This window comes from Pontibacter sp. HSC-14F20, from assembly GCF_019599265.1.
Taxonomy (GTDB): Bacteria; Bacteroidota; Bacteroidia; order Cytophagales; family Hymenobacteraceae; genus Pontibacter.
In genome coordinates, this window is record NZ_JAHZTC010000006.1 from 211,678 (window position 1) to 233,881 (window position 22,204).

The following is a 22,204-nucleotide window of genomic DNA, read 5'->3' on the forward strand; positions in this document are numbered from 1 at the left end:
TATAACACGAATTGTTTAAATTCGTGGATAATCCATGCTGCTTTGAACCGTAGATTTGCGCCAATAATTTTATTTGCCCTTGCTGTGCTGTGCTTTATGGCGACAGCTTTTTTACATTATAAGATACCCGTTTCCTGGCTTCAGGCGGATAGAGAGCAAACCCATCAGCACATTAAGCAGCGGGTGCAGGCGCTTTTATCAGATGCTCAACAGGAGGCAACGCAACTCGGCGATCTACTGCTGAAAGATCAGATAAGTTTTTCGAATCTACTTTCTAAAACGCATTATCCAACATTTGTATACAAGAATGGCCGTCTGGTTTTCTGGTCTGACCATACAGTTATACCTGATCTGGATCTGCCGCCGACAGCCCGCTATACCTCAACAGTTCGAAACAGTTACGGCACTTTTGTGATCATGCCGCAACAAGTCAGTGATTATCATTTTTATACCTACATTCCGTTGCAGGTTGACTATGGTTTAACGAACGATTATCTGTCGTCGGGTTTGCAGAAAGGTATTTTCGGAAAAGCAGATGTGCGTTTGGTGCTTGAAAACCCCGGCAAATTGCCTCAGGTAAAAACCAGTGAGGGCGAATTTCTTTTCGCAATCGATCACGGAGCTGGTCGAGTGGATGCTGGTTTTGACAACCTGCAGCTTGTTTTACTCATCCTTGGCACTATCCTTTTTATCTGGTTTAGCATTTCGTTGAGCCGATTCTTTATCAAACGCAAGCGCTATACGGAAGGAATTATGTTGCTGCTGGTGCTTTTGGTAAGTTTTCGATTTGTGCTATTATTTCTCAATCTACCTTTTCTGATTGTTGAAACGGAACTGTTTGATCCCCGCCTTTATGCCGCTTCTTTTTGGTCACCATCGGTAGGAGATCTAGCACTGAATGTATTACTGCTGGTTACAGTAGCTTGGGCTGCGTATTATCTGTTTCACAAAAACGAAGTTCTGGTCACAGTTAAAGCCTACTCACCTGAAAAGAGCAAATTAGTGCTTGGTATTGCCATGCTTGCGTTCTTTGTCTTGCTGGCTATACTGTTCCGCTTTTATTATGGCATCTACCATAACTCTCCGCTAGCACTCGACATCAACCAGTCTATAGCCTTGGAGCGGTATAAGCTGGTGATGTACAGCCTCATGTTTATCCACACCGTGGCGCTCAGCCTCTTTGCTTATATGCTGGCCTCGGTAGTAAATGTGCTTTTGCGAAAAACAAATGGCTGGTGGCCTTATAAGTTATTACTGGTAATGGCGGTTATCCTGGCTCTGTTGGCGCTGGTTTTGGATATGCGTTGGGTTCCTGTTATACTAATCGGCGCTGTCTTCTGGATCATCATACTTTTGGCAGCGCAGCATCGGCAGGCAATTAGTTTACCATACCGTACCTATCTTTTTTTCTTTTTGATCATTGCCGTTAGTAGCCTGACAGGGGCTGCCTCGCTTTACACCCATTTCCAAAGTGAGTTACTGGCCTATAAGCAGAAGTTTGCTTTTGATCTGATGCAGGGCAACGATGTGCTGGCTGAGTATCTGCTGGAAGAGGATGTGGCTGTGCGTGTATCAGAAGACGTACTGATTCAATCGAAGATGAAAGGGCCATATGTAGATGCCTTCTTTATCAAGCGGAAGATATCGCGTCAGTTTCTGCCTGATTATTTTGATAAGTATGAAGCCAACATTCTTTTATTCGACAGCCAGGGGCGTACGTTGGAAAGCGCTGATACCACAGCTGCCACACTAGATGAGTTGAGGAAAAAGTATGGGACATTAGCAAACCGGACAGAGTACGAGAACCTATACCTGGTGAATGACCCGGCGCGGCCGCATACCCGTTTTTATTTAAAGTTGATCGAAGTACCGCTGGGCTCTCAGTTGTATGGCACCATCGTATTGCAGTTAAGTTTAAAAGAGCTCCTGCCAAACAGCCTCGTGCCTGAACTTCTGGCCGGTCAGCAGCACCAGCAGCCATTTCGGGCCGATATTCTTAGTTACGGAATTTACGAAAAAGGCAGGTTAACCTACAGTGAAGGGGAATTCGACTATGCGACCAATTTCGACCGCAAGCAGTTGGAGCGGAGTGAGCTATACCGGTTGGGAGCTACTGAAGAAGGGTTTCACCATTTAGGTGTTAAAACGGATTCAGGCCCGACTGTGATCATTACCACCAGTAAATATGGCGCCCGCGAAGTACTTTCAAATTTTTCGTTCCTCTTTCTGTACTTTACTGCCTGCCTCATTGTGGTGGCTGTGTTATATATTCTGCTGAATCGGGAACGATTGCGTGATTTTCAGCCGAACTTCAGTACCAAAATTCAACTATTCCTGAACTTTGGTATACTGCTTCCTTTGATGTTGGTAAGTATTGTGACGGCAAGTCTGGTAACGGGCTCTTACAAAAAAGACCTGCTTTCGTCTTACGAGAAAAAAGGAGAGGCTATTCAAGATCATTTGAGTAGGCCGACTACCCTTGAAGTAATGCCTGACCGCAATCGCCTGCTTCGTCGTGTGGCTTCCATTGCGGCATTGTCAGAGGCTGATGTCAGTCTTTATGATCGTAACGGGCGCCTGATGGTAACCAGCCAACCGCTCATTTTTGAGTCTGGTCTGCTTTCCAAACTGGTCAATCCCCATGCTTTTGCGGCCATATCAGAGCGACAGGCCTTGCGGGTGCTCCTCGATGAACATGCCGGTAATCTGAGCTTCAATGCGCTATACCTGCCGCTGCGTCCAGACAACGACCCCGAAAAGCTCATCGGCTTTATCGGAATACCTTTCTTTGACTCCGAACGGCAACTTGACCTGAAACTGATCGAGCTGATTACGACTACCATGAACATCTTCACCGTGATGTTTATCGTGTTCATCATCCTGACTTTCTTTGCCTCCAGAGCTCTGACTGTACCGCTACGCATGCTGGCCGATAAGCTGAAGCATACCTCCCTGACAGGTAAGAACGAGATGCTGGCTTATGAAGGGGCTGATGAGATCGGGATGCTGGTGAATGAGTATAACCGCATGTTGCTGACGCTGGAGCAGAATAAGGTGGAACTGGCGATGCGTGAGAAAGAAGCAGCCTGGCGGGAAATGGCAAGGCAAGTGGCACATGAGATCAAAAATCCGCTCACGCCCATGAAGCTCTCGCTGCAGTACCTGCAGAAGGCGATTGCAGAGAAGAATCCGAACACGGAGCAGATGATTAATAAGATCTCGCATACCTTGATCACACAGATCAACATCCTGAGCGATATTGCGACCTCATTCTCTAACTTCACCTCCATGCCCGAGCCCAGAGCTGAGCTGATGGACCTGGGGGCTGCCCTGCACAAAGCTGTGGACCTGCATACAAACCCGGCCTCTATAAGAACAAAGCTGCGCCTGCCTGAGAACCCGGTAATGGTGATGGCCGATGAGGCACTGCTGGTGCGTACCTTTAATAACTTGTTACTGAACGCCATACAGGCCGTGCCAGCGGAGCGAAAGCCTGTGATCAAAATAGATTTGAAGGTAGAAACAGATAACACAGCCCTTGTGTCTATTGCTGATAACGGAAGCGGTATACCTGCCGACATTAAGCACAAAGTGTTTATACCTAATTTCAGTACAAAGTACACGGGCTCAGGTATAGGACTGGCTGTTGCCAAGAAAGGAATTGAAAACGCGGGTGGTCGCATTTGGTTTGTGACAGAAGAGGGAGAGGGGACGACGTTTTACATTTCTTTACCGTTGGCCAACACATGACGCGTTGCCTTATTACCGGTGTTCTGCTCTTGCTGCTGAGCCTGACTGTGCTGGGCCAGGCACCTGTGAACAACCGGCATTGCAAGTGGCTATACCTGACTGACTATCCCCAGCAGCTCGATACGCTGACAATTGATGTCAACACCATCACAATTGTTGGCCCCCGCAAAGACCAGATCAAGTTTGACTACAATTACTATACCCACGAGTTCAAGTTAACCGAGTTTCCAGCACCTACTTATCAGATCCTCGATACGCTGGGAAACATGGTGCCTATACCTGACTCGGTGCTGGTGTGCTACAGAACGTTGCCATTAAGCCTGGCCAAGCCCGCTTTCCGCCGCGACATCATGAAGCTCGACCGGAGTGGCTCGCCGGGAGAGTTGTATAAGGAAGATTTTGCTCAACGGGAAGAAATTTTCAAGACGCCCGGGCTGAACAAAACGGGTAGTATCTCGCGCGGTATTTCCTTCGGCAACACACAGAACGTATTTGTAAACTCGGCACTGAACCTGCAGCTTGATGGCAAACTGACCGACGACATCAGCATAACGGCCGCTATCACAGATCAGAATATACCTTTCCAGCCGGAGGGAAATACGCAGCAACTGAATGAGTTTGACAGGGTATACATCACGCTCAAGCATAAGCAATGGCAGCTGTCAGCGGGAGATGTAGTGCTACGAAGCAAGCCCTCTTATTTCATGCAGTTTTACAAAAATGTGCAGGGCGGAGCTTTTGAGACCACCTTCGGCAAATCACCGGAGAAACTGGGTACTACTACCGTGGCTGCTTCAGTGTCGAAAGGCAAATTTGCTTCACAGGCCGTAGAGGCACTGGAAGGAGTGCAAGGGCCTTACCGCCTGCGTGGACCAAATAACGAGCGCTTTATCATTGTGCTGGCTAACTCGGAGCGGGTGTTTCTGGACGGTCGCCTGCTGACCCGCGGCTTCGATTTCGATTATGTGATTGATTATAACCAGGCCGAGATCACTTTTACAACCCGCCATGTCATCACCAAAAATTCCCGCATTCGGGTAGACTTTGAATACTCTGACCTGAACTATAGCCGCAGCGTCTACCACGCCAGCCATTACCAGCAGCTAGGAAAAGTACAGGTATATGCCAACTACTACAACGAGTCCGACAATCCGAACAACCTGCTGCACCTCGACCTGCGCGACGATGAAAAACGCCTGCTCGCAGGTATAGGCGATAGTCTGGATATGGCTGTAACCTCGGGTGCAACGCAGGTTCCTTTTGATCCGGCGCAAGTGCTGTATGCCCAACGCGACACGCTGGTAGATGGCCTGCCCCAACAGGTATATGTGTTCTCCAGCAACCCGGATTCAGCGATTTATAATGTGCGCTTCTCGGAAGTAGGAGCTAACAGAGGCAACTACGTGTCATCCAATAATGCGGTGAATGGCAGGGTGTACCGCTGGGTGGCTCCGGTTAATGGCGTTTCGCAGGGTAACTATGCTCCGGTACGTATACTTCCCACACCCCGCAAAAAACAACTGATCACGCTGGGTGGGAATTATGAACTGCAGAAAGGCGTGAATTTCTTCTTGGAAGGAGCCGCTTCGCAAAATGACTTAAACCGCTTCTCCCGCCTTGATGCGCAGGACGACAACGGAGCTGCCATGCGGGTTGGGTATATCGTACAGGACCGGGAGCTTTCTCTTTTGGGCAAGTATCGGCTGAACAGTACACTTAATTACGAGTACACCGACGTGAACTTCGAGCCCATCGACCGGTATCGTCCTATTGAGTTTGACCGTGACTGGAGTCTGGACAACCCAAATCAGAAAGCCGAAGACCATATTTTTAATTTTTCGGTAGGAGCGGTGCAGGATCCGCAGAACCTGGTGAATTACCGCGTCAGCCGTCGCTACCGGCATCAGCAGGTGGATGGTACCCAGCACCAGCTGGATCTGAACCGTGCGTTTGGCAAGCTGGAATTGCGAAACAGTTTCTTCATGCTCCACAGTGAGCAGGCTACTCGCGAGTCGGAATGGTATAGGGGAGATATGGGGGTCAGGTATAAACTCGGCAAAATTGAGCCCGGCTACATATACCGCTTTGATAAAAATACACTTACTGCCATCGGGAGCGATTCGGTGACTGGCTCGGCCATGTATTTTGACGAGCACCTGTTCTTTATAGAAAGCCCTGATACAGCCAAAACCCGTTTCCGGGTAGACTATAGTTATCGCACCGACCTGCGCCCGACGGTAATGGGAGAAATGGGAGCGCCGGAAGTAGGGCAAACGTACAACGCCATGCTCCAGCGCAGGTATGGCCGCGATAGTGACATTGCCCTGCAGGCTACTTACAGGAACCTGGAACTAGAGCAGGGGCAGGATGAGGAAACTGTGCAGTCACGCATTGATTGGAACACTTCTTTTCTGGATGGCAGCTTCCGATCTGAGATGAGCTACTCGGTGGGTACAGGCCGTGAACTGAAGCGTATCTTTGTTTTCAGGGAAACCATGCCGGGGCAGGGTACGCACTACCTCCGCGAAGGCGGTAATCCCAACGACCTGAATGATTACCTCGAGGCACAAACGGTGGACCAACGCCGCTTCATCAAAGTTTTTTTGCCGACAGATGAGTACATCAACGCCTACACTAACCGCTTCACGTACCGGCTGAACAGTAATGTACCCCGTAGTTGGCGAAGCGCTGAAGGCTTCAAAGGTTTTATGGCTAAGTTTTCGGCTTTGAGTTTTGTAAGCATCGATAAGAAAACAACAGATGATGAGGTGATGAACCGCTTCAATCCATTTAGTGAAGATTTCGAGGATGAGTTTCTGATCTCGCTGATAAAGTCGCTTCGGAACACGCTTTACTTTAACCGAAGTAACCCGAAGTATGGCCTGGAATATACCGTGCAGCAGAATCAGCAGAAGTCGCTACTAGCTAATGGGACCGAAACCCGAAGCGTGGAGAACCACCAGGTAATTGCCCGCCTGAACCTGAATGAAGTGCTAAGCTCTAAGGTCAGCCTGGCTCAGAATGTACGCGATAACCGCTCTAACTTTCTGAGTTCAAAAAACTTCAGTATTGTGTCGCAGGAGTTGACGCCGGAGCTGGCTTATCAGCCCAATGCCAAGCTGCGCTTTACGGGCACTTACCAACTGGCGCTGCGCAAAGACAAACTGTCTCCCGCTGATGCTGAGCAGCAAGCCACTTTTCATGAACTGGGATTGGAAACGAAACTAAGCCAAGTGAGCAAGCGAACCGTATCCGGCCTTGTGCGATGGGTAAATATCGAGTTTGATGGTGATATGAACTCCTATGTGGGATACGAGATACTCAATGCCCTGCGTCCCGGCAATAACCTGACCTGGTCTTTTAATGTGCAGCAGCGACTGAGCAATGGCCTCAATATCTCGCTCAATTACGACGGGCGAAAAGCAAACAGTGTAGGAGCGGTGCATACCGGGCGCACACAGGTTTCGGTGCTGTTCTAGGAGGCTTATTTTATCCGAGTTTTGCTAGATTGAATGGAAATTGTGCGATATATATATTTAGAGGCTTGAGCATTGCATACAGTTTATTATCAATCAGATGAGATACACGATGTTAGTTTTTGGTATGTTGTTATATTTTCTTTCTGCAGCACCTACTCTGGGACAAGAGAACGCTGCCATACCTGATAGTTTGAAACCACTCCAGCAGAGTGGATGGGCTTGGGAATTGAAGGAACCAGTAGGCGACCACACATCTGAAGAAGGGAAAATTGTCTACCGGCTTACAATTAGTAGTGCAGGAGAGCTGGCAGGAATAGAGCTGATTGAGCGTACTGTAAGTGAGGAAGCAGAACGAATTTACCGTAATGCAACATCTAAAATGACCTTCAGGAGAATAGGTGAAGCCACTATGCCTGCTGAGCAGACATCAGGTATAATAACCTATGTGCTTCGAAACCGAGGGGATTCGGTTACACCCGAAAGAAAGAATCCAAGGTATCGACAGCGCAAAATAAAAACCACTAAGAGTATTTAAGTAGTTATCACAAATATAAATGCCCCGCCTCTGAAATCATAAGCGGGGCATAGCTATACCTGCCAAACATTAATCATTCGGCATTAATCATTAATAATACTTTCCCTCCATCAGGTAATTCTGCACATAGTCCTTCACACCTTCCTCTAAGGTATAGAACTCACGATCGTAACCGATAGAGCGAAGCTTATTCATGTTAGCTTCGGTGAAGTACTGGTAATTGTCGCGTAAGTTCTCCGGGGTGTCCATGAAGTCGATGTTGGGTGCTATACCCATAGCATCGAATGTGTTGAGCGCCAAAGCCATAAAAGTGCGGGCCTTACCAGAACCAAGGTTGTAAATGCCGGAGTTTTTGCGGTGCTGCATCAGAAACATACATACCTCTACCACATCTTTTACATACACAAAATCCCTCATCTGTTCGCCGTCAGCATAGTCGGGGTTGTGAGAGCGGAAAAGCTTCATGCTACCCTTTTCTTTGATCTGATTATAGGCATGGAAAATAACAGAAGCCATCTTGCCTTTGTGGTACTCGTTGGGACCGTATACGTTGAAGAACTTCAGGCCAGCCCAGAAGAAAGGCTTCGCCGTCTGCTCCAGTGCCCATTTATCGAAATCGTTTTTAGAGTCACCGTATGGGTTGAGCGGTTTTAGCAATGGAATTGTCGCCTCTTCGTCGTCATACCCCAGGGTGCCGGAGCCGTAAGTGGCCGCCGAGGAAGCGTATACCAGCGGAATCTGATACTCGCAGCAGGCATTCCATACTTTCTTAGAGTAGTTCAGGTTGAGCAGGTCAAACACGTCTTTGTTGAACTCCGTGGTATCGGTGCGGGCGCCCAGGTGAAAGATGAATTCTACTTCTTCGTAGTTATCGTCCAGCCACTCAAAGAAACCGTCACGGTCAACATACTCCTTTATCTTTTTTCCTTTCAGGTTTCCTTCTTTTTTGGCGACAGAGAAATTGTCTACCACCACGATATCATTAAAATTAGCTGCGTTGAGCCTGCTCACAAGGCAACTTGCAATAAAGCCGGCAGCACCAGTTACAACGATCATAATTCAGTTTTATAGGCTGTAAAGTAATATTGCGTTAAATTTACGAAAATAAACGGAGCCGAAGCGCACATCGCCGTGGTGCTCCTCAATCAGAAACCGATCTATATCCTTGTATCCATACCTGAACAAGTTTTTGGCAATATGTCTGCTGCTCTTTTGCTGTGCCTGCAGCTCCGAAAAAGAAGAACAGGCAGGGGAGGAGTTGGTGTTGCAGGATGACCTGGGACGTGCTATTAAACTAAAGAGACAGCCGGAACGCGTGATGGCCTTTGCCTCTTCCATGACCGAAATGCTCTTTGCCATTTGCGATACAGCCTCCATTGTCGCTCGCTCCCCTCAGTGCGACTATCCGGCCGGGGTATACAGCAAGCCTATTGTAAATAATTATCCTGTCGATTTAGAGCAGGTGCTATCCCTGAAGCCAGACCTGATCTTTACGGTAGAAGGTATAACCCCCCTGGATATGGCTGCCCGGCTGCAAGAGCTAGGTATACCTGTCTATTATCAGAAGTATCGCAGCGTAGCGGATATTCTGGAAGGTATAGAAGACATTGGCCGCATCATGAACCGTGAACAACAGGCAAACTACTTGGCCGACTCACTGCGACAGCAAGTGCAGGAGATCGAGCGCAGGTATAGCGGGCTGGCACAGCAGCAGCGGGTACTCACCATTACCTGGAGCGACCCAATTTATGTGTATGGCCAGAACACCATCCTGACAGATCAGCTGCGGATACTCGGGGCTCAAAATGCTGTGCAGGAAGTATTCGATCAGCCATACCCGGCACTTACGCGGGAGTACATACTCAAAATGAACCCGGACGTGCTGTTAGGAGGAAGTGTTGAGCGACTGGAGCAGGAGTTCTTTAGTCTATACCCGGAGCTGCGTAAGATTGCCGCTTACCAGAACAAACGCATTTACCAACCTACTGGAAACTTGATTGAACGGCCAAGCCCCCGGGTAGTAGAGTCGATCCGCGAACTAGAAAGTTTTCTATACCCATGAGCAGAGCGCTATACTTTGCAGGGGCTATCCTGCTGATCCTGGTGGCGCTGGTGCTCGGGCTGCAGGTAGGTACATTTGAGGTGGACTTGGCTACGATTCAGGAGGCTTTCTTTCATTACGACCCTGATAACACCACGCACTTTGCTATTACGCACCTTCGTCTGCCCCGACTCTTGCTGGCTTTGGTGGTAGGAGCATCACTAGCTTTTTGCGGTTACCTTATGCAGGCCATGGTCAACAACGGACTGGCGGACCCATACCTGTTGGGTACTGCTTCCGGCGCATCGTTAGGTGCTGTGATCGTGTTCTTTGGTTTTGTTGAAGTATCAATCGGAGGCATTTACATGCCGCCCGTGTTTGCCCTAATAGGAGCTTTTGTGGTAACGCTGGTTGTAGTAGTGCTCGGCTACCGGAAGCGCCAGCTTATACCTGCGCAGTTGCTATTAGCAGGTATAGCCATCAGTTCGCTAGTCACGGCTATGGTCGGGTTACTCACTTTTCTGTCTGATTCAGAAGGAAAACTCAAGTCGGTGATATTCTGGTCGATGGGTAGCTTTGAGAGGGCTAGTTGGTCGCTGCTGCCATACCCTGCTACAGCCTTGCTTGTTGCGCTTTTGCTATTTGCTTTTCTGCAGAAGCAACTTAACATTTTGCTGCTCGGTGCCGACCGGGCACAGGCTTTGGGGGTGAATGTGGCGCAAACTCGATGGGCCATTCTTGGTGCTGTTTCGGTGGTAACGGGCTTTGCAGTGGCTACCTCCGGGCCTATTGGTTTTGTAGGTCTGATCATTCCGCACGTCACCCGTGGGCTGATGGGAGCGACCGGTAAGAGCAACTTGCTTTTCTGCGCCTTTGTGGGCGGTCTGTTCATGCTCCTCTGCGATCTTCTGTCCCGGATTTTATATCCGCCGGCCGGTCTCCCAATTGGAATCATTACATCGTTCTTTGGTGTTCCTTTCTTCGTATATTTGCTGTCCCAAAAGAATTATAAGTTTAGCAGTTAAATGATTTACGTAAGCAGATTAGAGCATTTTAACGCAGCCCACAAGCTGCACAACCCGAACTGGTCGTTGGCGAAGAATAAGGAGGTTTTCGGGCCATGTGCGAATACCAACTGGCATGGGCACAATTATGAACTGATCGTGACTGTAAAGGGCAAACCGGATCCGGATACCGGTTTTGTGATTGACCTCAAAAAGCTGAGTACACTTATCCGCAAAAACATCATCGAGAAGGTAGACCATAAGAACCTGAACCTCGATGTAGCCTTTATGGAAGATAAACTGGCCAGCACTGAGAACCTGGTAGTAGAGTTCTGGAAAATTCTGGAGCCTAAAATCGCTGAAATTTCCCAAGCCAAGCTCCATAGCCTCAAATTATATGAAACCCCACGTAACTACGTGGAGTATTTTGGCGAATAAGCAATCATAGCCATTTGGCTATACCTGTTCCATTGCTTTCTTCGTTTCTGCCTTAGTCAGGCGGCCCCAAACGCATACACATTACATGAAATATTACATTATAGCCGGCGAACGCTCAGGCGATCTGCACGCTTCTAATCTCATCAAACAGCTCCGGAAACAAGATCCCGAGGCTGACATAAGAGGTTGGGGAGGCGATATGATGCAGGAGGCCGGCATGCACCTGGTCAAGCACTACCAGGAGATGGCCTTTATGGGCTTTGCGGAGGCTGCCGTCAATTTTTTCAAAATACTGGGTTTCCTACGTGAGTGTAAAGAGGATATCACAGCCTTTAAGCCGGATGTGATTATTCTGGTAGATTATGCCGGTTTCAACATGCGGATTGCCAAGTTCGCTAAAGAACACGGTTTAAAAGTGTTCTACTATATCTCCCCCAAGATTTGGGCCTGGAACCAAGGGCGCGTACACAAAATCAAACGCCTTGTTGACCGCATGTTTGTGATTATGCCTTTTGAGGAAGAATTTTATGGTCGTTTCGATTACGAAGTGGACTATATCGGCAATCCGGTAGCAGATTCAGTGAACGACCATGTGGTGGCACCTGATTTCAGAGTTCGGAACCATATTCAGAACAACAAACCCATCATAGCACTGTTGCCAGGTAGCCGTAAGCAGGAGATCGAAAACATGCTGGAGGTGATGCTGAGCGTACTGCCTTCCTTCCGCGATTACCAGTTTATTGTGGCAGGCGTCTCTAACTTCTCAAAAGAGTATTACGAGCAGTACAATAAAGATCCGAACATCAAGATTGTTTACGACCAGACTTACGACCTGCTCTCGCATGCAAAAGCGGCGCTTGTCACCTCAGGAACGGCTACACTTGAAACCGCACTGTTTGACGTGCCGCAAGTCGTGTGCTACAAGACGAGCGCCATTTCCTATGCCATTGGTAAGCGTATAATCAAGGTGCCGTATATCTCGCTCGTTAATCTAATTGCCGATAAGCCCGTCGTAGCTGAGTTGATTCAGGAGGATTTCACAGCCAAAAAGATTGTAGCTGAGCTGAAAAACATTCTGTTTGATAAGTATGCCATGCAGAAGCAGCAGGAGGGCTATGCGCTTGTGAAGAAGAAAATAGGAGAGTACCGTACCGCCGAGCGTGCTGCAGAACTGATGGTAAGTTATTTGAAGGATGAGGTATAAACGATAATTCCACATAGCGTTGTGCTATACCTATACCTAAAAAAGAGAGGGCCTCAGCTGCATAAAGCTGAGGCCCTCTCTTTTTATCTTTCTATACCTTACCTAAGCAACACGAAGCTGCTTCAAAGGCGATTTATCAAATTTATCGCGGGCATATTCACCCGTAATCACCAGTTCTTTAGCGCCTTCTTCAGACGGTAGTTCAAACATTGCATCTGTCATAATGCCTTCGCAAATGGAGCGTAAACCACGTGCACCGAGCTTGTATTCTGCTGCTTTCTCTACAATGTAGTCCAGCGCGTCGTCATCAAAGCTGAGGCTGATGTTCTCCATCTCGAACAGACGCTTATACTGCTTCACGATAGAGTTCTTAGGCTCCAGTAAAATCAGGCGAAGTGTATCCTTATCGAGTGGGTTCAGGTGCGTGAGCACTGGCAGACGACCGATCAGTTCAGGTATAAGTCCGAAGTTTTTGAGGTCTTGAGCAGTCAGGTAACGCAGGAAATTCTCTTTTTCTTCATCCTCGTCCTGCTTTGATTTTGAGAAACCAATCGGACGCGTGTTTAGTCTGTTTTTGATCAGGCGGTCTATACCTACAAAGGCACCACCGCAAATGAACAGGATGTTCTCCGTGTTCACCGTAATCATTTTCTGCTCCGGGTGCTTACGACCACCTTGCGGCGGCACGTTCACTACTGTACCCTCGAGCAGTTTCAGCAAAGCCTGCTGTACACCTTCGCCACTCACGTCGCGGGTAATAGATGGGTTATCGCTCTTGCGGGCAATCTTGTCGATCTCGTCAATGTATACAATGCCGCGTTCAGCAGACTCTACATTATAATCGGCTGCCTGCAAAAGGCGCGTCAGAATACTTTCCACATCCTCGCCTACATAGCCAGCCTCTGTTAATACAGTCGCGTCAGCAATACAGAAAGGTACTTGCAGGATACCAGCCATCATACGGGCCAGATAAGTTTTACCTGTACCTGTTTCACCTACCATGATGATGTTTGACTTCTCGATCACTACATCATCTTCGTTGGTGCGCTGCATCAATCGCTTGTAGTGGTTGTATACCGCTACAGACATTACTTTCTTCGCCTCATCCTGGCCAACCACAAACTGATCAAGGTACTCCTTCATCTGTTTCGGCTTCATCAGGTTAAACTTTGGTGTGCGGCTGTTGGCGCGTATCTTATTTTCCTCGTTCAGGATTTGCTGTGCCTGCCCGATACAACGGTCACAAATGTGCGCGTTGATTCCGGATATCATCACAGATACGTCTTTTTTGTTCTTGCCACAAAATGAGCAGGTAATTTCAGCCATAAAAAAGTTTGTTCAGAAGATTTTATAGGCCCTCGCGGGTGTATTTCAAAAGCAAAGGTACTAAAATGAAATCTTACTAAGGTAGTATTTTAATTGCTAAAATGTTGATATGGTTATAAAAAGTAACCATAAATTAAAAAATTGCTATTACTGTATTTTGAGTTAAATATCTGATAATCAGTTGATTTTAGGTGTAATCTATCCACATAAGCCTGTTGATAAATTATTACGCTTAATTTAACTCTTGGGGTATTGTATTATAATGGTGCAATTCTTTCTTGCTAAATAAAATAGCAAAGCCCATACCTGTGTATAGGATGGGCTTTGCTATCAGAATTAAAATGGTGTGCTGTTTCGTGAAAATTAGTCTTTCTTACGATGTAATACCTCATCAATCAGACCATACTCTTTCGCTTCTTCAGCCTTCATCCAGTAGTCACGGTCAGAGTTGTCGTATACCTCTTGGTAAGACTTGCCAGAGTGCTCTGCCAAAATCTCATACAGCTCCTTCTTCAGCTTCAGGATCTCACGGGCTGTGATTTCAATATCAGATGCCTGACCCTGTGCACCACCCATTGGCTGGTGAATCATAACGCGGGCATGTGGTAAGGCAGAGCGCTTGTTCTTGGCACCACCTGCCAGCAATACTGCACCCATTGAGGCGGCCAGACCAGTACAGATCGTTGCTACATCCGGGTTTACATACTGCATGGTGTCGTAGATGCCGAGGCCAGCGTATACGGAACCGCCCGGGCTATTGATGTATAGCAAAATGTCCTTCTTGGCATCAGCTGACTCCAGGAAAAGCAATTGGGCGGTAATGATATTGGCAATAAAATCGTCTACCTGCGTACCTAGGAAAATGATACGATCCATGATCAGACGTGAGAACACATCGATCTCACGGAAGTTCGTCGGACGTTCCTCAATTACAGAGCGCGTCATGCTTTCAATGGTATGCATGGCACGGCCTTCTACATGACTAATATATTGATCTACGCCCAGGCCACTCATGCCCTGGCCCTTTACGGCAAATTTCCGGAACTCGTCTTTGTTAAACATCATCTTGTTTAGATTTACGGTTTGGTCAAAAATAAAAAAGTCCTTTAAATAATAAAGGACTTTTTAGGTTAAATATTATTAATCGTTATTACGATAGGTTTTTGAAGTCCTCTGTAGAGATTGTCTTCTCTACAACAGTCATCTTTTCTTTTAGTTTAGCGAGCACCTTCTCGGCCAGCAGTTGCTCGTACTCATTAATGTAGTTACGGCCATTGTCCTGCTGCAGATACTGGTTAGCATAGTTATTCATGCTCTCCACCAGTTCTTCCGGTACTTCTGGCATGTTGAACTGCGCCAACATCTTTTCCTTCGTGCTGCTTACCACTTCTTCGTTGGATACTTTCAGCTCGTTTTCTTCTACTACTTTGTTTTTAATCATCGACCACTTCAGCTCCTTCAGGTACTTATCGAAGTTCTCTTCGATCTGCTCTGTAGTTAAACGGCCTTCGTTGGTCACTTGCAGCCAGCGCTTGAAGAACTCAGTAGGAAGCTCTGCCTCTACGTTGTCTACCAGGGTATCGATGATATTGCGGTACAGCAGGTTGTCTGCCTCACGGTCATAGTTCTCCTTGATGGTCTCACGGATCTTAGCGTCGAACTCTTCTTCTGTCTTCACTTCGTCCTTACCGAACAGCTTGTCGAACAGCTCCTGGTTAAGTTCAGCAGCCTCTGTGCGGTTGATTTTCTCTACTGTGAATTCGAACTCACCGTTCAGGTCAGCTACTACATCTTTGCTCAGGCCAGTTACGTGAGCCAGTGCGCTGTTGTCATCACCAAATGCTTTACGGATATCGAAACGGATCACGTCACCGGCTTTTACGCCCATAAACTGATCTTTACCTTCTACTACACGGCTTGTAGGAATAAGCGTTTTAGACTCGAACTCTCCTTCTACTTGCTTCAGGTCACCGTAGATAAAGTCTCCTTCTTCAGAAGTTTCCGGGTTTGTTGTTTTGCCGAACTGGCGCTTCAGGTTTTCGTAAGCCTCGTCCACTGTAGTCTGGTCCAGCTCTACAGTGTAACCCTCTACGCTTTTATCCAGCGGAAGGTTGAAGTCTGGCAGCAAACCAACAGCATACGTAAATTCAAAATCTTTCTGGTTGTCCCAGTCAATGTTCTCCTGGCTTGGCTCCGGAAGCGGCTCGCCCAGCAGTTTTACATCATTATCCTTGATATACTTAGAGATCTCTTCTTGAAGAAGTTTGTTGATTGCCTCAACCAGTATGCTCTTGCCATACATCTTCTTGATAAGTCCTGCAGGCACTTTACCAGGTCTGAAGCCTTTAATCTGGGCTTTTTTGCTGAATTCTTTTACTTGCTGGTCAACGTTAGTTGCATAGTCTGCCTCTTCCAGGACTACCTTCAGTTGCGCGTTAGTGCCGTCGGTTTGATTTAATGTAATATTCAAGGCTTACAAAAATTTAATGATGATACATCTAGTAAAAACAAACCCCCAACATGGGCTGTTGAGGGTTTCGTTTGTGTGCGGATGGAGGGACTCGAACCCCCATGCCTCGCAGCGCTAGATCCTAAGTCTAGTGCGTCTACCAATTTCGCCACATCCGCATGTGTGCTTGTTTGTAATGATGGTGCAAATTTACGAACGCTAAATTTAAATGCAAGAGTCACGTCCAAAAAAAGCGAATATTTTTTCTTCTTTTTCTCAACTGGCGCAACAATCAGGAGCTTAGTGATTCAGCATCAACAAATTGCATGATACGCATAGCAATGTGTGTATGAAAGCGGATATTCATGTATATTTGAAACTTAAAACGCCACAGCCTCACTTATACCTATAAACAGGAGCATAAGTATGGCGGCAGGCCCTACTGGCTTGCGCACTCTACACTTCAAGCTTTAGCATGAACATGATCGATCCAGAAGCAGAACGCAAAGAGATCCTCAGACACTACCGCAGATTACTTCGGCACGCCAAGCCTTTTCTGAAGGACAACGACGCCAAGATCATCAAAAAGGCGTTCAATACTTCTGTCGAGGCGCATAAAGACATGCGTCGCAAGTCAGGGGAACCTTATATTCTGCATCCGCTGGCTGTGGCCCAGATCGCCGTGGAAGAGATCGGACTCGGCACTACTTCTATTGTAGCGGCTCTGCTGCACGATGTAGTAGAGGACACGGCCATGGAGGTAGAGGAGATCGAGCGTGAGTTCGGACCAAGTGTGGCACGTATTATCGAGGGGCTTACCAAGATTTCGGGTGTATTTGACTACGGCACCTCGCAGCAGGCCGAAAACTTCCGCAAGATGCTGCTCACGCTGTCTGACGATGTGCGGGTGATCCTGATCAAATTGGCCGACCGCCTGCACAACATGCGTACGCTCGACAGTATGCCGCGCCACAAGCAGCTCAAGATCGCTTCTGAAACCATGTACCTGTACGCTCCATTGGCTCACCGCCTGGGGCTTTATGCAATTAAGTCCGAGCTGGAAGACCTATACCTGAAGTACACCGATACCGAAACGTATAAAGACATTTCGACCAAGATACGGCAGACGCGCAGTGCCCGTGGGAAGTTTATCAAAGACTTCATCTCTCCGATCGAAGAGGAATTACGTCGCCACGGCTTCAAATTTAACATCAAAGGCAGACCAAAGTCGATCTACTCTATATTAAAGAAGATCAAGAAACAAAATATCACCTTTGAAGAGATCTATGACCTGTTTGCTATACGCATTACGCTGGATGTGCCGCTGGAGCATGAGAAGGCTGCCTGCTGGCAGGTGTACTCTATTATAACAGACTTCTACCAACCGAACCCCGACCGTCTGCGTGACTGGGTGAATACACCTAAGGCCAATGGCTACGAGTCGTTGCATACAACTGTGATGAGTAAATCCGGTCAGTGGGTGGAGGTACAGATCCGTACTAAGCGGATGGATGAGATTGCCGAACGCGGTTACGCTGCGCATTGGAAATATAAGAGTGACGGTAGCGGAGGCGAGTCTGGCCTGGAGATGTGGATAAACAAGGTGCGTGATATGCTGGAGAATAATACAGCCAACGCACTCGAGTTTATGGACGAGTTCCGCAAGAACCTGTTTGTAGAGGAAGTGTTTGTCTTTACACCCAAAGGCGAGCTGCTCATACTCCCTGACCGCGCTACTGCCCTCGACTTCGCTTTTGAGATTCACTCAGAAATTGGTCTACATTGCCTCGGGGCTAAAGTTAACCAAAAGCTGGTGCCGCTCAGCTTCAGGTTACGCAATGGTGATCAGGTAGAGATCCTGACGTCGCAGAAGCAGAAACCAAACGAAGAATGGCTGGATTATGTGGTGACCTCCAAGGCACGCTCCCGTATTAAGGAGTACCTGCGTGAAGATCGCAAAAACAAATCGGAGCAGGGCAAAGCAATGCTGGAGCGCCGCCTCGTATACCTGAAAGTGCCCGAAACGCAGGGAAACCTGAATAAGCTCATGGCCTTTTTCAATGTGCCATCGGTTCAGGACCTGCATTACCGCATTGCCACCGGACATATTGATATCAAGAACATCAAAGAAGTAATTTTTTCTGCCCAGGCAGAAAGAGGTTCCTCTATGCTAGAGCCCAAGTCTTTTGATCGTGAAGTGCAGAAGATACGCGGCGTTACTTCTGATATGCTGGTGATAGGGGAGAACACCTTTAACATGAATTATAAGGTGGCGACCTGTTGCAATCCTATACCCGGTGATGAGGTGTTTGGCTTTGAGTCAGAGGAGGACGGTATCGAAATTCACCGCACGAACTGCAAGAGAGGTATAGAGCTGATGTCCAACTACGGCAACCGCATTATTAAAGCCAAGTGGACTGATCAGAAGGAATTGGCCTTCCTGGCAGGTATACGCATCAAGGGAACAGACCGTGTTGGTCTGGTGAACGACCTGACCCGCATCATCTCAAACAGCCTGCGGGTAAACATGCGCTCCATCACAATAGATTCGCATGATGGAATCTTTGAGGGGAACATTATGGTTTTTGTAAATGATACCGGCCACCTGGATAAACTAATCCAGCGCATGGGCAAGGTGACAGGCGTACTGACTGTCGAGCGATTCGACTAGATCTCTACACCTATTATATATAAGAGAGGAAAGACATGGTAACAGACCTGCAGAATAGAATTGAACAGGTAAAGAAAATTTTCACAGCTTATCTTGAAAGCAAGGGGCTTCGCAAGACGCCAGAGCGCTACGCCATTCTGGAAGAAATCTATTCCCGTTCCGGCCACTTTGATGTAGAGTCTCTTTACATCAGCATGAAAAACAAGAACTACCGCGTAAGCCGGGCCACCGTATACAATACCTTGGATTTGCTGGTGGAGAACGACCTGGTAAGCAAGCACCAATTTGGCCGCAACCTGGCGCAGTACGAGAAATCGTATGGTTACCGGCAACACGACCACGTGATCTGTACAGAATGCCATAAAGTGGTGGAGTTTTGTGACCCGCGCATCCATAATATACAGACCATGGTGGGGGACCTTTTAAATTTTCATATCTTGCATCATTCCCTCAATCTCTATGGGGTATGCGGCGATTGCCGCGCCAAAAAAGCAACCGAACAACAGCATGAAGTATCAGACAGAGCTAAAGGATGATGTCCTATTTATCAGGCTGGAAGGAGACCTGATTGCAGGGCCGGACACCCAGAAACTGATGACCAATGCCGAAGAGCAGGTAGAAAACAAAGTGCTGTTGTGCGCTGTAGACCTCTCGCACGTTCGCTTCATGGACAGCAGCGGGATGGGAGTGCTTGTTTCGTTACTTACAAAATTTCGGAATAGGGGAGGAGAGCTGGTTTTGATCAAGCCGTCTGACCACATTCGCAAACTTTTGATCGTTACGAAGCTGAATGCCATTTTTACCATCGCGGAAAATGATAACTTCGCAGCGCAATTCTTAAAGGAATCAATTTACTAACTTATAAATGGCAGTTGACATACTTATAGGTCTGCAGTGGGGCGACGAAGGCAAAGGCAAAATCGTCGACGTACTGGCTCCTACCTATGACATTGTGGCCCGTTTCCAGGGAGGCCCTAATGCAGGACACACACTCGAATTCGAAGGCACCAAACATGTGCTTCACCAAATCCCTTCGGGTATTTTCCATCCGCACATTCAGAATATTATTGGCAATGGCGTTGTGCTCGACCCAATTGTTTTCCGCATTGAAATGCAGAAACTACAGGATCGGGGAGTAGATGCATCGCAGAATCTGTTTATTTCTAAAAAAGCCTCTCTCATTCTACCATCCCATAAAGTGCTCGACCGGGTTTCGGAAGAAGCGCTGGGTACAGGGAAGATCGGATCTACGCTGAAAGGTATAGGCCCAACTTATCAGGATAAGATCGGCAGAGTAGGCATGCGCGTTGGGGATATACTGGCAGATGATTTCCAGGATCGCTACAACAGACTGGTTGATCGTCACCGTAAAACAGTGGAGTTCTATGGACAGACGCTGGAACTAGGAGAGCAGGAGAAGATTTTCTTCGAAGCAGTAGACTATCTGCGAACACTCAAACTGGTAGATAGCGAGTACATGATCAATGACGCCCTGAAGAATGGCAAGCGTGTTTTGGCTGAAGGAGCGCAGGGCTCACTACTAGATGTAGACTTCGGAACATATCCGTTTGTGACTTCTTCTACTACGCTGGTAGCTGGCGCCTGCACAGGGCTTGGAGTGGCACCACGTTATATTGGCGAGGTATACGGTATTTTCAAAGCATACTGTACGAGAGTGGGGAGTGGGCCTTTCCCTACAGAGTTATTGGATGAGGTCGGCGATCAGATACGAATAGCTGGTAATGAATTTGGCTCTACCACTGGTCGTCCGCGCCGCTGTGGCTGGGTAGATCTTCCTACTTTGAAGTATTCTATCATGCTTAATGGTGTTACACAGCTTAATATGATGAAAGCAGATGTATTAACTGAGTTTGACACAATCAGGGTATGCACGCATTATAAACTGGCATCAGGAGAAATAACCGATCAATTACCACACTCATTAGAAACGGAAAGTATAGAGCCGATCTATGAAGAGCTACCGGGATGGAAAGTTGACCTGAATCAGATTGATAATGTAGAGGCATTACCAGAAGCTTTCAATAACTATATGACTTTCCTGGAGCAACATCTGGAGGTACCTATCACGATAGCATCTGTAGGGCCTGATAGGAAGAGCACACTAAGAAGAGAAAAGGCTGGCGTATAGTTAAGCTAGTAAGAACATAAAGAGGGCTTCATTTTGATAAATGAAGCCCTCTTTATGTTCATGAAGATATGAATGCTTAAAATCTGCCAATAATTAAGTACCTATATAAGGTATAGAAAAACTACAATGGAAAGATTTAAATTAAAATCTCAATAATGTAGGAACTTCTGGAGCCATAAAAGGTGTTACACCTAAGCCGCCGGTTGAGAAGCCGGGAAATTGTGGAGATTACCACGGGCAAATGCACAAGCAGCCCCTTTACATATAAGGCAAAATAAAGCATTTACAAGATGTGGGCATAAACCCGAAAGTTTTTTGAAAATGATTTGCTGTGCTTTTCAGCAAGTTAGACGAAACCACCTGGTATCAGAGGCTAAAGTTAACACAGGGTGCTTGCAGGTTGGGAAAATTTGTAGACCTTTGCACTCCCAACCCGGTCAAACGGAGCAGGGAAAGCGCGAAAAGCGGCAGCCGGCAGGGCGGCCAGGGGTGCAGCAAGTGAAACGGAAAGCACCGGATAATTACTGAAAAAACTTGGGCTAAGGCCTTGCGGATTAAAAAAAGCTGCTTACCTTTGCCACCCGCTTCAGCCGGAAGCAACTTGTTCTTCAGCCGGAAGCCATTCTAAAAACACCTGGTCACAGGGGTTGGAGGAAAAAGGAAAAAAAGTTTTTGCCGGTGTTTGCAAGTTTAAAAAGGTTGTGTACCTTTGCAACCCGCTCCGAAACGAAGGTTTCAAAAGCGCTTCCAGAGCCAGCAGGGCAAATGAAAAGAGAAAAAAAAGATTGAAAATTTTGCTTGCAGATTGGAAAAGTATTTCCGACCTTTGCACACCGAAAACGACGAAGGGGTCACGCCCCAGGTTGCCACGGCAAGCACAAGCCACCCGCCTTCTGAAAGAGAGGGCACAAGCAAAGGGAATAGCCCTTTGACAAGTTCTTTGAGAGATTGTTGAGACAGAAAAAAGAAAAATAAGATAGGTACATCCGCGCGGGCAGATCTTCGGATCTCCACCGCGTCAATTCAAAGTTGAATTAAAAAGGAAAAGGCCGGGGTCGAACAGACACATTGGTTATCGTAAGATGACCTGAAGAGTAACACTACAATGGAGAGTTTGATCCTGGCTCAGGATGAACGCTAGCGGCAGGCCTAATACAT

General features: G+C 47.4%; 15 protein-coding genes and 1 tRNA gene. 11 read left to right on the plus strand and 5 right to left on the minus strand.

Features of this window, described 5'->3' with window-relative positions:
- Positions 1-96 precede the first annotated feature (96 nt).
- The 3 genes from K3G39_RS08195 (at position 97) to K3G39_RS08205 (ending at position 7,764) form a co-directional block, all read left to right on the plus strand.
- Positions 97-3,750, plus strand: coding sequence for an ATP-binding protein (locus tag K3G39_RS08195; RefSeq protein WP_255594122.1), 3,654 nt, complete (start codon positions 97-99; stop codon positions 3,748-3,750).
- A complete protein-coding gene (locus K3G39_RS08200; protein ID WP_220625702.1) occupies positions 3,747-7,229 on the plus strand; it encodes a hypothetical protein in 3,483 nt (1,160 codons plus the stop codon). Before K3G39_RS08195 ends, K3G39_RS08200 begins: the two co-directional genes overlap by 4 nt.
- A 97-nt stretch (positions 7,230-7,326) precedes the next feature.
- Positions 7,327-7,764 (plus strand): hypothetical protein, encoded by a 438-nt coding sequence (locus K3G39_RS08205; protein WP_220625703.1) that lies wholly within the window; start codon positions 7,327-7,329, stop codon positions 7,762-7,764.
- A gap of 90 nt (positions 7,765-7,854) precedes the next feature.
- On the opposite strand, the gene rfaD is transcribed toward K3G39_RS08205, so the two are convergent.
- Positions 7,855-8,820, minus strand: coding sequence for an ADP-glyceromanno-heptose 6-epimerase (rfaD, locus tag K3G39_RS08210; RefSeq protein WP_220625704.1), 966 nt, complete (start codon positions 8,818-8,820; stop codon positions 7,855-7,857).
- Between the two features lie 133 nt (positions 8,821-8,953).
- On the opposite strand from rfaD, the gene K3G39_RS08215 reads away from it, so the two are divergent.
- The 4 genes from K3G39_RS08215 to lpxB all read left to right on the plus strand — a co-directional run bounded on the left by K3G39_RS08215 (position 8,954) and on the right by lpxB (position 12,451).
- Positions 8,954-9,826: an ABC transporter substrate-binding protein gene (locus K3G39_RS08215; RefSeq protein WP_255594124.1), complete on the plus strand. Its 873-nt coding sequence runs from the start codon at positions 8,954-8,956 to the stop codon at positions 9,824-9,826.
- Positions 9,823-10,830 carry an iron ABC transporter permease gene (locus K3G39_RS08220; RefSeq protein WP_220625706.1) on the plus strand — a complete coding sequence of 336 codons (1,008 nt, stop codon included), beginning with the start codon at positions 9,823-9,825 and terminating at the stop codon, positions 10,828-10,830. Before K3G39_RS08215 ends, K3G39_RS08220 begins: the two co-directional genes overlap by 4 nt.
- On the plus strand, positions 10,831-11,247 hold the full coding sequence (locus K3G39_RS08225) for a 6-carboxytetrahydropterin synthase (RefSeq protein ID WP_220625707.1): 417 nt from the start codon (positions 10,831-10,833) through the stop codon (positions 11,245-11,247).
- Between the two features lie 85 nt (positions 11,248-11,332).
- Positions 11,333-12,451 (plus strand): lipid-A-disaccharide synthase, encoded by a 1,119-nt coding sequence (lpxB, locus tag K3G39_RS08230; RefSeq protein ID WP_220625708.1) that lies wholly within the window; start codon positions 11,333-11,335, stop codon positions 12,449-12,451.
- A 102-nt stretch (positions 12,452-12,553) separates the two neighbouring features.
- On the opposite strand, the gene clpX is transcribed toward lpxB, so the two are convergent.
- The 4 genes from clpX to K3G39_RS08250 all read right to left on the minus strand — a co-directional run bounded on the left by clpX (position 12,554) and on the right by K3G39_RS08250 (position 16,405).
- Positions 12,554-13,777 (minus strand): ATP-dependent Clp protease ATP-binding subunit ClpX, encoded by a 1,224-nt coding sequence (gene clpX, locus K3G39_RS08235; protein WP_220625709.1) that lies wholly within the window; start codon positions 13,775-13,777, stop codon positions 12,554-12,556.
- 363 nt (positions 13,778-14,140) lie between these two features.
- A complete protein-coding gene (locus tag K3G39_RS08240; RefSeq protein ID WP_255594129.1) occupies positions 14,141-14,839 on the minus strand; it encodes a ClpP family protease in 699 nt (232 codons plus the stop codon).
- 88 nt (positions 14,840-14,927) lie between these two features.
- Entirely contained in the window at positions 14,928-16,247 is a 1,320-nt protein-coding gene (gene tig, locus K3G39_RS08245; protein ID WP_220625710.1) for a trigger factor, read from the minus strand.
- A gap of 76 nt (positions 16,248-16,323) precedes the next feature.
- A tRNA-Leu gene (locus K3G39_RS08250) sits at positions 16,324-16,405 on the minus strand.
- 296 nt (positions 16,406-16,701) lie between these two features.
- Between K3G39_RS08250 and K3G39_RS08255 the strand changes: the two genes are divergently transcribed.
- From K3G39_RS08255 to K3G39_RS08270, 4 genes are read left to right on the plus strand one after another with little or no spacing between them, the layout of a single operon-like run.
- Positions 16,702-18,897, plus strand: coding sequence for a bifunctional (p)ppGpp synthetase/guanosine-3',5'-bis(diphosphate) 3'-pyrophosphohydrolase (locus K3G39_RS08255; RefSeq protein ID WP_220625711.1), 2,196 nt, complete (start codon positions 16,702-16,704; stop codon positions 18,895-18,897).
- A 35-nt stretch (positions 18,898-18,932) separates the two neighbouring features.
- Entirely contained in the window at positions 18,933-19,433 is a 501-nt protein-coding gene (locus tag K3G39_RS08260) for a Fur family transcriptional regulator (protein WP_220625712.1), read from the plus strand.
- Complete coding sequence (locus tag K3G39_RS08265) at positions 19,405-19,755, plus strand: STAS domain-containing protein (RefSeq protein ID WP_220625713.1); 351 nt, start codon at positions 19,405-19,407, stop codon at positions 19,753-19,755. Before K3G39_RS08260 ends, K3G39_RS08265 begins: the two co-directional genes overlap by 29 nt.
- Before the next feature lie 7 nt (positions 19,756-19,762).
- Entirely contained in the window at positions 19,763-21,046 is a 1,284-nt protein-coding gene (locus K3G39_RS08270; RefSeq protein WP_220625714.1) for an adenylosuccinate synthase, read from the plus strand.
- Positions 21,047-22,204 lie beyond the last annotated feature (1,158 nt).